Origin of the sequence: Actinomadura nitritigenes, assembly GCF_017573545.1 — a bacterium.
Classification (GTDB): domain Bacteria; phylum Actinomycetota; class Actinomycetes; order Streptosporangiales; family Streptosporangiaceae; genus Spirillospora; species Spirillospora nitritigenes.
In genome coordinates this window covers 114,436-127,185 of the sequence record NZ_JAGEOK010000009.1, presented here as the reverse complement: position 1 = coordinate 127,185, position 12,750 = coordinate 114,436, and the positions used below count along the sequence as shown (strand labels likewise).

The 12,750-nt window shown below is 69.1% G+C and carries 11 protein-coding genes and 2 tRNA genes; 5 read left to right on the top strand and 8 right to left on the bottom strand.

Translation table 11 applies throughout. The features are described 5' to 3' along the window. The first annotated feature begins 3 nt into the window (after nt 1-3). Nucleotides 4-894, top strand: coding sequence for a LysR family transcriptional regulator (locus tag J4557_RS15580; RefSeq protein WP_208267245.1), 891 nt, complete (start codon nt 4-6; stop codon nt 892-894). Between the two features lie 35 nt (nt 895-929). On the opposite strand, the gene J4557_RS15575 is transcribed toward J4557_RS15580, so the two are convergent. The 3 genes from J4557_RS15575 to J4557_RS15565 all read right to left on the bottom strand — a co-directional run bounded on the left by J4557_RS15575 (nt 930) and on the right by J4557_RS15565 (nt 5,233). After that, entirely contained in the window at nt 930-1,874 is a 945-nt protein-coding gene (locus J4557_RS15575; RefSeq protein ID WP_208267244.1) for a glycerophosphodiester phosphodiesterase, read from the bottom strand. Between the two features lie 158 nt (nt 1,875-2,032). Continuing rightward, nucleotides 2,033-3,772 (bottom strand): adenylate/guanylate cyclase domain-containing protein, encoded by a 1,740-nt coding sequence (locus tag J4557_RS15570; RefSeq protein ID WP_307799835.1) that lies wholly within the window; start codon nt 3,770-3,772, stop codon nt 2,033-2,035. 39 nt (nt 3,773-3,811) lie between these two features. Further along, entirely contained in the window at nt 3,812-5,233 is a 1,422-nt protein-coding gene (locus J4557_RS15565; protein ID WP_208267243.1) for an amino acid permease, read from the bottom strand. Nucleotides 5,234-5,500: 267 nt separating this feature from the next. On the opposite strand from J4557_RS15565, the gene J4557_RS15560 reads away from it, so the two are divergent. The 4 genes from J4557_RS15560 (at nt 5,501) to J4557_RS15545 (ending at nt 7,629) form a co-directional block, all read left to right on the top strand. Then, nucleotides 5,501-5,578, top strand: a tRNA-Asp gene (locus tag J4557_RS15560). Between the two features lie 20 nt (nt 5,579-5,598). Continuing rightward, nucleotides 5,599-5,672, top strand: a tRNA-Phe gene (locus J4557_RS15555). Nucleotides 5,673-5,838: 166 nt separating this feature from the next. After that, the gene (locus tag J4557_RS15550) at nt 5,839-6,816 is read left to right on the top strand and encodes an SRA domain-containing endonuclease (RefSeq protein WP_208267242.1); all 978 of its coding nucleotides are present in this window, start codon (nt 5,839-5,841) and stop codon (nt 6,814-6,816) included. 60 nt (nt 6,817-6,876) lie between these two features. Next, nucleotides 6,877-7,629 (top strand): HNH endonuclease, encoded by a 753-nt coding sequence (locus J4557_RS15545; protein ID WP_208267241.1) that lies wholly within the window; start codon nt 6,877-6,879, stop codon nt 7,627-7,629. A 63-nt stretch (nt 7,630-7,692) separates the two neighbouring features. Here the strand turns inward: J4557_RS15545 and J4557_RS15540 are convergent, their stop codons facing one another. From J4557_RS15540 to J4557_RS15520, 5 genes are read right to left on the bottom strand one after another with little or no spacing between them, the layout of a single operon-like run. Continuing rightward, on the bottom strand, nt 7,693-9,096 hold the full coding sequence (locus J4557_RS15540; protein ID WP_208267240.1) for a tyrosine-type recombinase/integrase: 1,404 nt from the start codon (nt 9,094-9,096) through the stop codon (nt 7,693-7,695). 1 nt (nt 9,097) lies between these two features. Next, the gene (locus tag J4557_RS15535) at nt 9,098-9,295 is read right to left on the bottom strand and encodes a helix-turn-helix transcriptional regulator (protein ID WP_307799833.1); all 198 of its coding nucleotides are present in this window, start codon (nt 9,293-9,295) and stop codon (nt 9,098-9,100) included. Nucleotides 9,296-9,332: 37 nt separating this feature from the next. Then, nucleotides 9,333-10,919: a YfjI family protein gene (locus J4557_RS15530; RefSeq protein ID WP_208267239.1), complete on the bottom strand. Its 1,587-nt coding sequence runs from the start codon at nt 10,917-10,919 to the stop codon at nt 9,333-9,335. Then, entirely contained in the window at nt 10,916-11,803 is an 888-nt protein-coding gene (locus J4557_RS15525; RefSeq protein WP_208267238.1) for a bifunctional DNA primase/polymerase, read from the bottom strand. Before J4557_RS15525 ends, J4557_RS15530 begins: the two co-directional genes overlap by 4 nt. After that, entirely contained in the window at nt 11,800-12,642 is an 843-nt protein-coding gene (locus J4557_RS15520) for a deazapurine DNA modification protein DpdA family protein (protein WP_208267237.1), read from the bottom strand. Before J4557_RS15520 ends, J4557_RS15525 begins: the two co-directional genes overlap by 4 nt. Between the last annotated feature and the right edge of the window lie 108 nt (nt 12,643-12,750).

Here is a 12,750-nt window from a genome sequence, read left to right as displayed (position 1 = left end):
GTTATGGAGCTTCGCCAGCTGGAGTACTTCGTGGCGGTCACCGAGGAGGCGAGCTTCACCAAGGCGGCCGCGAGGCTGCACGTCGCGCAGCCCGGCGTCAGCGCGCAGATCCGGCAGCTCGAACGCGAGCTCGGGCAGCCGCTGCTCGACCGCTCCGGGCGGACCGTCCGGCTGACGGAGGTCGGCGCCGCCGTCCTGCCCTACGCGCGGGCCGCGCTCGCCGCCGTCGAGGGCGCGAAGCTGTCGGTGGACGAGCTGACCGGCCTGCTGCGCGGCCACGTCACCATCGGCACCATCGACTGGATCGCCTCCCTCGACCTGCCCGGCCTGCTCGCCGGGTTCCACCGCGACCACCCCAACGTGGAGATCACCGTCGTCCAGGACGAGTCGGCGTCGCTCGCCGAGGCGCTGCTCGCCGGGCGCATCGACCTCGCGTTCCTCAGCCTCGGCGCCGCACCGCCGCCCGGGATCGCCGTCCAGCCCGTCATCGAGCAGGACCTGTTCGCCTCGATGTCCCGCGACCATCCGCTGGCCGGGCGCTCGTCGATCACGCTGCGGACGCTCGCCGAGCAGGACCTCGTCAGCCTGCCGAAGGGCACCGGGCTGCGCGCCGTCCTGGACGAGGCGTGCGCGGCCGCCGGCCTGCGCCCGCGGATCGCGTTCGAGGCCGGCGAGCCGCCCGTCCTCGCCCAGCTCGCCGCGCACGGGCTGGGCGTGGCGGTCCTGCCGGAGTCCGCCACCGCGAGCCGGGCGGACGAACTGGCGTCGATGCCGATCGTCCGGCCCCGGCTGCGCGGCCGGATCGCGCTGGCGTGGCGGGCGGAGGGGCCGCGCGGCCCCGCGGCGCGGGCGCTGATCGCCCGCGCGCGGGCGGTGCTCCCGTCCCTCTCCTGAGAGCCGCCCCGCCTCACTCGCTCCCTGCGCGGGCTTCAGGCGCTCGCCTTCAGGACGGTGTGCAGGACGTCCGGCTTGTTGGTGACGACGCCGTCCACACCGAGATCGACCGCCTTGGCCATCGTCGTCTTGCTGTTGACCGTCCAGGTGAGCAGCCGGAGGTGCGCGGCGTGCACCTGCTTGACGTAGGACCTCGTCAGTTCGCCGTAGGACGGGTTGACGAGGTCCGCGTAGGCGGCGACCTTCTTCAGGTCCTTCGCCTTCGGCATGCCGAGCAGGGCCGTCGGGACGCCGGGCAGGTCCTTGTGGAACCGCTTGACCGACGCCCAGTCGAACGACTGCACCACCAGCCGGCTCTGCGCGGGCGCGCCCTTCGCCCCGAGCCAGTACGACCGGTGCCGCTTGAGCGCCGCGGCGACCCGCCCCTCGATCCCCGGGTACAGCACGGGGCTCTTCAGCTCCAGCAGCATGCCGGCGCCGGTGCCGCGCATCGCGCTCAGCACCTCGTCCAGCGTCGGGACGCGCTCGCCCTTGTACTTCCTGGCGTACCACGACCCCGCGTCCAGCTTCTTGACCTGCCTGAGGGTGAGCTGGGAGACCTTCCAGGGCTTCAGCTTCGGGTAGACGTGCTCCACGTCGGTCGTCCTCGCCAGCGTGGAGTCGTGCATGATGACCAGCTTGTGGTCCTTCGTCTGCTGGACGTCGAGCTCGAACATGTCCGCGTGCCGGGCCCTGGCCTGCTTGAACGACGCGATGGTGTTCTCCGGCGCGTACGCGGACGCGCCGCGGTGCCCGACGTCGAGGATCCTGTGCGCCGCCGCCTGCTGGACCACCGGAACGACCGGGACGACGGGGACGGGCGGCGCCGGGGCGCGCGGCGGGAGGAGGGGGGCCGGTTCGGCGGCGGCCGCCGTCGTGGAACCGGTGCTCACGGCCGCGGTCAGGACGACCGTGAACGCGAGACCATGCCGACGGGACATTGTCACCTCTCGGGGAGCCGGGGGGTTGCCTGCCCTCGACCATCGATCCGGCCGATGACACCCGGGTTACGAGTCAGTAGCAGACCATGTACACACGGTGACATTACGCAACCGGAGCGTGTGATACGAGCCGGACACGTCCATTTCCCCAGATCGACTCACGCGTCGCCTTGCGAAGGTTCCTCTCGCGGCTCCACCCCGCCCGGCTTCGCGCTCTTTGCCGCCTTCGCCAGCACCAGCGCCCCGAGCAGCACCCGCCCTCCGCGCCGGAACGGGCGCAGCGGGCGCGGGAACCGGACGCGCCTTGGCCCCTCCGCGTCCGGCGCCGGCGCCGGTTCCGGCACCAGCGGCGCCTTCGGCGGCATCGGCTGCCTCGGCGCGCCGAGCCGGGTCGGGCGGCTCCGCCCCCGCAGCGTCACCGACCGGCCGAACTCCCACTCGTCCGACTCCGCCAGGTGCGCCAGCTCCACCACCGTCCCGGACGCCAGCACCCGCTCCGGCGACGTCTTCGCCAGGTCGCTCAGCCGCGCCGCCTCGTTCACCGGGTCGCCGATCACCGTGTACTCGAACCGCTGCTCGGCGCCGATGTAGCCGGCCACCACCGGGCCCGCCGACACGCCGATCCCCGCGTCCAGCGTCGGCACCTCCGCGCGCAGCCGCACCGCCAGCTCCCGCGCCGCGCCGAGCGCCCCGCCCGCCGAGTCCTCCAGCTCCGTCGGCGCCCCGAAGATCGCCAGCGCCGCGTCCCCCTCGAACTTGTTGATCCACCCGCCGTGCCGCGCCACCACCGCCACCACCACGCCGAAAAACCGGTTCAGCAGCCCCACCACCTCGTCCGGGCCGCGCGTGTCCGCCAGCCGCGTCGACCCCGTCAGGTCGACGAACAGCACCGCCACCTCGCGCGTCTCGCCGCCCAGCTCGATGTCGCCGCGCTCCAGCGCCAGCCCCGCGACCTCCTCGCCGACGTGCCGGCCGAACAGGTCCCGCAGCCGCTCGTTCTCCCGCAGCCCCGCCACCATGTGGTTGAAGCCCGCCTGCAGCTGCCCGACCTCGCTCGCGTCGTACACCGCCACCTCGGCGCCGAGGTCGCCCCGCTCCACCTGCGCCATCCCCGTCCGGACGGACTTGATCGGGTCCGCGATCGCCCGCGTCGCCATGTACGTCACGTACATGCCGACGGCGATCGCCACCCCGCCGAGGCCGAGGATCGTGATCGCGAGCTGGGTCACGTCGATGTCCGGCGCCGCCAGCGCCGCCACCGCCACGCAGATCAGCCCGAACACCGGGATCGCCGTCCCGAGCGCCCACGCGAGCATCACCCGCGTCGTCACCCCCGGCAGCCGGAACCTGCGCGGCCGCTCCGCCGCCAGCACCAGCGCCGCCGCCGGACGCAGCAGCCGCTCCGACAGCAGGTACACGATCGTGCAGGTCGTCGCCGCGCCGAGCAGGCACGTCAGGCCCGTCTTCACCGCCAGCCTGGCCGTGAACAGCACCACGTCCAGCGCCGCCCAGCCCGCCGCGCCGACCCCCCACAGCGCGCCGACCAGGAACGTCAGCCGGAGCGGCCCCAGCAGGACCGCGCGGCCCTGCGCCCGGTCCGGCATCCCGCCGCCCCGCACCAGGCTCACCACCGGACGCCACAGCCACAGCCCCGCCAGCAGCGCGACCGGCCCCGCCACCACCGGATAGCCGAAGAACGCGATCGCGTTCACCAGGTGCACGTGCTCCGGATCGTGCAGCGGCGGGTCCGGCACCACGAACGTCGCGAACAGCAGCACCACCAGGCCGCCGACGATGTTCGCGACCACCACCACGACCGCGAGGACCCACCGGACCCGCACCTCGAGCATCGTCCGGGGCACCCCGGGGAGAAGTCCGCGCGCCACCGTCCTGGACACCTGCGCCTCCGTCCCGGGGTCCCACCGGAAATCATCGCACTAGGCGGTGGTGCTCTCCTCGGCGATCGACACGTCCGCCGGCACCCGCCGCTGCGAGCTCCGCCACACCAGCGGCCAGCCCGCGAGGACGAGCACGAGCCACCCGGCCATCACGTACAGCGCGATCCGCGTGTCCGCCTCCCACGCGATCGTCACCGTGACGAACGCGAAGAAGGCCAGCACCAGCCAGTTGGTGTACGGCGCCCACGGCATCCGGTAGGGCGCCCTCGGCAGCAGACCCGCAGCCGCCTTGCGCCGGTACGCCATGTGCGCCACCAGGATGACGGTCCACACCAGGATCGCGCCACCCGTCGACACCGAGGTGATGTACTCGAACGCCTTGTCCGGCACGACCGCGTTCACCACCACGCCGAGGCCCATGACGAGCGCCGAGATGACGACGGTGAGCACCGGCACGCCCCTGTCGTTCAGCCTCGCCAGCGCCTGCGGGCCGTCCCCGTTGACCCCGGCCGTCCGCAGCATCCGCGACGTCGAGTACAGGCCGCCCGCGTTGCACGACGACAGCGCCGCCGTCAGCACCACGAAGTTGACGATGTCCGCGCCGCCCGGGATGCCGATCTTGTCGAACGCGAGCACGAACGGGCTCGCCCCGCCCTTGAACGCCGTCCACGGCACCACCGCCATGATCACCAGCAGCGACAGCAGGTAGAACAGCGCGAACCGCACCGGCAGCGCGTTGATCGCCCGCGGGATGTTCTTCTCCGGGTCCTTCGCCTCGCTCGCCGTCACCCCGACCAGCTCGACGCCCAGGTAGGCGAACATCACCATCTGCAGCGTCATCAGCGTCGGCCTGATCCCCTCGGGGAAGAACCCGCCGTGGTCCCACAGGTTCGCGACGCTCGCCGACCTCCCGGCGTCGCTGAACCCGAAGGCCAGCACCCCGATCCCCACAAGGATCATCATCACGATCGCCGCGACTTTGATCATCGCGAACCAGAACTCCAGCTCGCCGAAGAGCTTCACGGAGATCAGGTTGACCACGAACAGCACGACCAGCGCCACCAGCGCCGTCTGCCACTGCTCGACCCCCGGGAACCACTTCTGGACGTACTTCCCGGCGGCCGTCAGCTCGGCCATCCCGGTCGTGACCCAGATGATCCAGTACGTCCACGTCGTGGCGTAGCCCCAGAACGGGCCCAGGAACTCACGGGCGTACCCGGCGAAACCCCCCTCCGCGTGCCGGTAGGTGAGCAGCTCACCGAGCGCCCTCATGACGAAGAACAGCATCAGTCCCGCGACGGCATAGGTCAGCACGAGGCTCGGGCCGGCCTTGGCGATGTTCTCCCCGGCCCCGAGGAACAACCCCGTGCCGATGGTGCCGCCGATGGCCAGCATCTGAATCTGGCGGGTCCCGAGCCCGCGCTGATAGCCGTCCGCTTGGTCTGGGAGCTTTGCGACCACGCGTTCCTTCCAGCCTCTCACGTCGACGGCCGCCCCTCCCGGGACGGCTCCGGCCCGGCCAGACTAGGAACCGGACCCCCGAATGCGAAACACACCCCATGACGCTCCGTGTCCCCCCGTCCTCCCCCATCCCGCCCGCCTCACTCGCCGCCCGTTAACGAGTTGGCGCCGTCCTCGGGCATCGCGTATGCTCTCGGACGTCGCCAAAGACCGGCAGCCCAGCCGGTCAGGTCACCGCCCCGAAGCCGCTAAGCTCGAGGCAAGCAAGGTCCTGTGGAGCAGCTAGGAGTGCTCGCCACCCTGTCAAGGTGGAGGCCGCGGGTTCAAATCCCGTCAGGACCGCCAGACGCGCCGACGCGCGTCCTGGGCAGGTAGCTCAGTCGGTACGAGCGTCCGCCTGAAAAGCGGAAGGTCGGCGGTTCGACCCCGCCCCTGCCCACCTGATCAAGCTCCACAAAGAAGCGCCCGACCTGCAAGAACAGGTCCGGGCGCTTCTCTCGTCTGTCCGGCCGTGTCCGACCGTCACCGGCCCTCAGCGGCCGGCTGTGCCGAATATGCGCCGAAGCGCAACTCCCCTGTCGGTACCGCCCTCTAGGGTGCGCACCATGACGGACGAGCCGGTTGAGCTAGGCAGGATCACCACGCGCGCCGAGATGAAGCGTGTGTTCGGCGGCGGCCCTCAAGGTGGCGTCGTGCCATCTGCAACGAGCCCCAACGTGCTCATCTACTCCGACCCGGCCGCCGGTGAGCAATCCGGCTACTTCGATGGGTGGCTACCCGAAGACGACGAACGCGGCCCCGTCTTCGAGTACACAGGTCATGGCGAGGACGATCAAACCTTCGTTGGCCTCAAGGGCACCGGCAACCGCGCCATCCTCCAGCACGTGGACGACGGCCGCGCCCTACGGGTGTTCAAAGCCACCGGCAAGACGGTCCCCGGCACAGCGACGATGTATCAGCGGTACATCGGTGTTTTTGCTCTCGACGCCGAACAGCCCTACACCGTCCGACAGAAGCCAAACAAGCAAGGCGTGATGCGCCGGGTCATCGTCTTCCGGCTGCGACCGGCAGGGCTGTACGACCGACGGCCAGAGGACACCATCCCACCATCCGACGACACCACAGCCACCACCGTGCCGGCAGATGTCACCACGAGCGCCATAGTGGAGCCAGAGACCAACAAGAAGACAAAGAGCACACGCTCTGCCGCTCCAAGGACCACGGCGGAGCGACGCGAGGCGAGGCTATCCGACCAGTTCCAGACGTATATGGCCGGTCTTGGACGCCCGATGAAGAGATTCCAGATCCAGGTCAAAGGCAGCGCGTCTGTGCTCCTGACCGATCTCTACGACGAGACAGCTCACGTCCTCTACGAACTCAAGGGGACGAGCACTCGGGAGGCCGTCAGGATGGCCATCGGACAACTTCTTGACTACCGGCGCCACGTGACACCTCCAAACCCCTCACTCGGCATCCTTCTTCCGAGTGAGCCTGACGACGATCTCAAGGGATTGCTCGACGAGCTCGGCATCATGCTGACCTACTGGGATGGGAAGGCGTTCGTCGGAGCGCCCGCCCTCTGAGAGGTTCCAGCATCCTCAACTACGCCTCAGGCGTCGTACGTCGAGCGTACGCTTGGCGTCATGGCTTCGGACGAGATTGAGAAAACCAGTAATCCAAACTGGGTTTGGGACGAAATAGTTCTTGTCTGCGATGTCGTCGCCGATAACAACTGGAAAGATTCAAACCCCCCTGACCCTCGCGTGCTGGAGCTCTCAGAGCTTTTACAACGCCTGCCTTTCCATTCGCCTGCCGTGCGTGGCCGAGCGTTCCGCAGTCCTAGCAGCGTCGGCCACAAGATGGCCGACATCGCAACCAGTCATCGCAATTACAAGGGAAAGCCCAAGAAAGGAGGCAGGCTCGCCGGAGAAGTCTTGCAAGCCTTCCTTGACGATCCCGAGCGAATGAAATCCGCTGCGAAGCTCATCCGCACAGGAATCGAGTCCGGAACTCTGCTTAACCTTTCACCTGTTGAAGATTTTGATGACTACGAAGTGAGCGTACCCGAAGGGCGTTTACTCTTGCGCCGACATCTCGTACGCGAGCGCAACCGAAAGCTACGTTCCCAAAAGGTCGCTCAGGCCCGAAAAACGCACGGGGAAGTTGCTTGCGAGGTGTGCGGATTCGATTTTGAGCGGACATACGGACCGGATGGCGCCGACTACATTGAGTGTCACCATGTAGTACCTCTGCACGCATCTGGCGAGACACGGACCAAGCTCGCAGACCTCGCGCTACTTTGCGCCAACTGTCACCGAATGATTCATCATCGTACACCGTGGCGGACACCAGCGGAGCTTGGCAAGTTGGTGTTGAAGTACGCACAGCAAAAGTAGCTCGACAACAAAAGGGTGCCCATCCGCGCAATGCGATGTACGTATGGGCACCCTCTTCGTAACCTATTCCGCCCGAAGGGCAGCTTCAATGCGACGTTTCGCAGCTTCGTCCTGACCCTCGATGCACTTCGCGTAGACGCGTAGCAGCACCTCGACACTGTGGCCGGCCCACTCGGCGACCTGGGTAGCCGGTACGCCACCGTTGAGCCAGGTGGACACGCACGCGTGGCGTAGGTCGTACGGGCGCTTGGCGAGCGGCGAGGCGTACTCGGCGTCAGACAGCGCGGAGAGACGCGCGCGGTCCCACACGCGGCGGTAGGTGACGGTGGCCAGCTCTCCGCCGCGGACACCGCAGAACACGCGCCCGCCAGGGCCGGCGCCGATTGTCTCCAAGTGGCGCCGCAGAATCCGGGTGAGCGGCGGCGCGACGGGGACGCGTCGCCATTCCCCCTCGCCGCGACCCTTGAGACGGCGCACCTCACGGCGGGCGCCGTCGTCGGTCCACTCCGCGCCGACCTCGGGCGAGGCGGTACAGAACTGCAGTTCTCCCCAGCCGTCCGCCGGTTCCTGCCAGCTCTCCGTTTGGTCGTCCCAGACCAGCCGCGGGAGGGTGATGTTCTCTCGACGCAGGTTAACGGCCTCCTCCGGGCGCAGGCCGGCGTAGTACAGCACGGCGAAGAATGCTGCGAGGCGCGGGCCGCTCGGCTGCTGTTCCCGTACGGCCTGCAGCAGGCGCCGGGCCTGACCGTGGTTCACGACCGAGCGCCGGTCGACCTCGGGCGAGGCTTTCGGGGCCTTCCACTTGATGGCCTTGACGGGATTACGCGCGAGCGTGTTCAACTCCACCGCGTACTCACACGCGTTGTGGAGAATCGCACGGTTGCGTTGGACGGTCGAGGGAGCGGCGAGCGACCCGTCAAGCAACGTCGCCGCCCGGTCGAGGACGGCGCGCATCACCTTGGGGTCGGCCAGTGCCGATACAGGCTTCGTGTTGCGAGCAAGCCACTTGAGGACCTGGGCGGCATCATCCGGGCAGTCCGCGCGGTTCTTGGTGTTGAACGCCCACCGCCGGAGCGCCGTCCGGATCTTCTTGTCGGCGGGCTTTCCCTTCTCACTGGCGAGCATCGCCGGCATGACGGTGACGAGTGCCCACGCGGTGTTTGCACGATGCTTGCCGGAAGCACCCTTCCATTTCATGTCCACGTAGGACACACAGAAGTCATACCACGACATGTCCGCGGCGGGACGCCCCCAGGCAACCGGCCGTCCGGTGGTGACGTCGAACGCCTCGCCCTTGTTCGCAGCCGCGCGCAACTCGGACTCGAAGCTGATGGCCTGCGGGCGCTTACGGAAAGGTTCCTTCCACTGTTCGGGGCCAACCTTCCACCGAACGGTGTACGTGGTGACCTTCTTGCCGTTGTACACCTCCATCTTGTAGATACGGACGTTGTAGGTGATGTTCTCCATATCAGGCGGCGTCCCTTCGCTCGCTCCACCACTCGTCGAGGTCTTCGCGACTGACACGAAGTTCACCGTTGTTGATTTTGTAGCACTTCGGCGCGGTGCCCTTGGCGCGCCACTCGTAGAACGTCGAGCGTGAGATCTTTATCTCGGCGCACACCTCGGCGAGGGTGAGCATTTCCTTGGAACGGATTGCCGTTTTCACGGGCGACCTCGTTTCGCGCTGCGATCGGTCGGACGGGTCAGCGGTTTTCCGGCGGCGTGCTTGGTGTTTGTGCGCCGGTTCCGCAGAGGTCAGGGTGTACGAGGTAGGTGGGTGAGGGTCGGCGGCCGGGGCCGGTCCGTTCGGGGTCGGGCAGGCGACGAATCCAGCCGTGTTGTTCGAGCAGGTCTAGGGGCGTCTCCAGTTCGGCGACTTTGGGAAACTTGCTGCGGGGCAGTTTGCTGAACAGTTGGCGGACGGTGAACCGTTCGGGCTTGGTGCGCTCGATCCACGCGTGAATGTCGCGGGCGGCGTGCTGGTCGGGGTCGCTGCCCATGGCGTCGAATGTGGCGACGGCGTGCGCGGTGAAGTACTCCCCCAACTGGATGGCGGCGCGCATGGTGTCGACCTCAATCGGCGTGCGCCATCCGTCGTCAACGTGGGCGGCGAGGTGGAGCAGTCCGGCGATGCGTGCGACCGCACCTACGTACTTGCCTGCCCAGTCGCCGAGGTGGCCGAGGTCGCCGGTTTCGGGGTGCAAGCGCGGCTCAGTGCGAGTTTCCAGAGCGAGGAACTCGGCGTGCGCGTCCGGAGTGAGTTGCAGCCGGGCGGGGTCTTCCCAGTCGTACAGCGCGTTGACGAGATTCTGTAGCTGGGTGTCGTAACGCGAGACGACCTCGGCGGCGGGGGCGGGCGGGTTGATCCGGCGCCGTCCGATGTTGCTTGCCGGGAGCGCGTAGAGCAGCCGTCCGAGCAACCCTTTGCCACGGAAGCCCGGCATCTTGGCTATGTCAGTGATGACCTCGGGCTGGATGGCCAGCCCGAGGGTCAGGGCAGCGTGTTCAACGTGTTCGGTCGGACGGCCTTGCCGGTCGACTCGCAGCATGTCGCCGGCGTGGCCTTTGAGGAACACCTCCATGTTGGGGGTGGAGGAGTAGCGGCCGGCGACGGTGGCGAAGATGCCGCCCTCGGCGGACAGCACTGCCAGCCGTCCGCCTTGTTCAGCCAGCAGAGATGCGGCCTTCTCTGGGGTGATGTCGTCGGCGACCAATCGCGGCAGTACTGGCACCTTGATGGCCTCTACTGCCATGGCGGCGTCGGTGGCGTCGGCGAGCTTGTCAGGGTCGCCGCCGGGGATGCCGGATCCGGCGGCGATGCCGGCGGCCTTCTCGGCGGCGGCCTTGGCCACGCGCCGCGCCAACTCGGCCTCGACGATGCGGGGTTGAGTGCGCTCGGCCAACTGGCGTTCGGCGTTGAGCAGCGGTTGCGTCATCGCGCGGAACACGGCGGATTTGCGGGATCCAGGCGGCATCGCGACCACGGTGAAGATGTTCACCGGCTCGACCCAGGTGCCGCGGACGTTGACGATCGCGCGGCCACCGGCGGCGGTCGACAGCGCGGCGAGTGCGAGGCAGCCGGCGAGGTCGATCGGGGTTTGGGTGAACTCAGCGACGGCCGTCACCTGCGCGCCGACCCAGCCGGGGAGCGCGTCGGCGGGGAAGGACGGGAGGCGTTGCCGGGCGCCGAGGGGCACGGGCGTCTCCCACGCGGGCGCGGGTTGGCCGTGAAGTTCGGCCAACCGGGCACTGGCGCCCGCGGCGGCGAGGATGCTGTCAGCGGCGCTCACGCGGCGCTCCCGCGGGGTGTGCGGGCGCCAGCGCGCATCCCGCTGGCGATGGTCGCCTCGCACTCGGGTGCGGTGAGTCCGGCCGTGAGTCCGGCGGCGGTCAGGCAGTCGACCACGAGCGCGGCGGGCAGCATCCCGCCGGCGGCGAGCTGGCCGAGGGCGAACGCCGCGGCGTTGAGGGTGTGGTTGCGGGCGCCCGGGCGGGAGTCGAGGACGTGTTGCACCTCGGCGCGCAGGGCGGCGCCGGCGTATCCGGCGGCGTGCTGCTGGTCGAGGTCGGGCATCCTCGGCGCCGCCGCGGCGTGGCGGTCGGGTGTGGTGAGCAGGTCGGCTAGCCATCCGGGCAGCGGCGCCGGCGGAACGTCGTACACCGTCACGTAGGCGCCGCCGGTGTCGAGGGTGCTGCCCGCGGCCACCACGTAGCCACCGTGCGCGCGGGTGTCGACCAGCCACCCCAGCCGGCCCGCGGTGTTGCGCAGCCTCGCGCCGGCCAGGGCAGTGAAGTACAGGTGCATCCCGCCGGACGCAGTCCGCACGGTGTGGGTCTCCCAGGGGAAGGGCTGGCCGTGCCGCTCGCAGACCGCGGCGAGCACGTCGGCACCGTCGTTGATCCCTGGCATGTCCCACTCGGGCGGCGGGGTCTGGCCGGGCTTGGGCTGGTCGAGGTCGACCACGACCAGGTTCGACGGGCCGCACGCAATGCCGATGTTGTAGGGGGCGTGGTGCCAGCACCGCCAGATACGCGCGCGGTCGGTGGCGGTGGCGCGGCCTTCCCAGTCGTTGCGGAGCGCGGGCCGCTTGTCGCCGGGCCGCAGCGGGAACACGTGCCAGCCGCGGCCGGCGTGCGCGAGCGCGGTCACCATGAGTCCGGGAGCGTCGGTCATGCGGCCTCTCCTGTCTGGGGCGGGAGCGAGGTGAACAGGGCGATTTGGTGACCGCGGGCGGCGAGGCTGGCCAGGAGGCGGGCGCGCCATTGGGTGGCGTAGGTGAGGCAGTTGGCGCAGTTCTTGTGGCTCTTGCAGCCCAGAAGGGGCGGGAGCCGACGGGCGTTGTAGCTCCATGCCATGGAGTCGGCGGACGCGAGGTGCTGCCCGTAGCGCTGCAACCCGCCGGTCTTGACGCCGAACCCGTGCAGCTTGAGCCCGAGTCCGGCGAGCGTCGCCACGATGTGCCCGATCTCGGCAGTGGACTGGCGCCGGCACACCGACCCCAACCCCACCCGCGGAAGCGCGGCCAGATCCACGCCGGCGGACGCGTACAGCTCCACGCACCGCAGGTAGTCCGGCAGTGTCCAGCCCTGCACGACCGGCAGCCACGGCAGTCCCGGGGCGAGCGCCCGCAAATCGAGGTAGTTCGCCACGGTGCGGTCTTGGTGCTCACGCACGCTCAGACCGGTCCGCTCGATCATGAACGGCTCACACATCCAGTCCTGCTGTGACAGGAAGTCCGGCATGCCGAGATGCTCGGCGTAGCGGGCGCCCGCTTCGGCGTACTGGCCGGGCGTGGTGGTCCACCGACCGTTCAGCGACAGTTCGGTGAACCCTCCCGAATCCAGCGCCCACCGGCACACCGCCGGCCGCAACCGAGCCTTGCGCGCGAGCTGGCGGTGCGAGACGAACAGCGGGAATTGTGCGGTCCAGAGCCAGTGCGGTTGGTGGGCGCCGAGATAGAACAGCGTGGCCGAGTTGGGCGGTGACGGGACGCCCGGCGCCGCGTGCGTCATGATGGGTGTACCTCCTGCTAGGGGCCTCGTTGAGGTCCGTGATCGGTCGGAGGGGCGGCTCTCGGCGGCGTGCTTGGTGGCTTGTGCGCCGAGGGCCGCTTTTGCGCC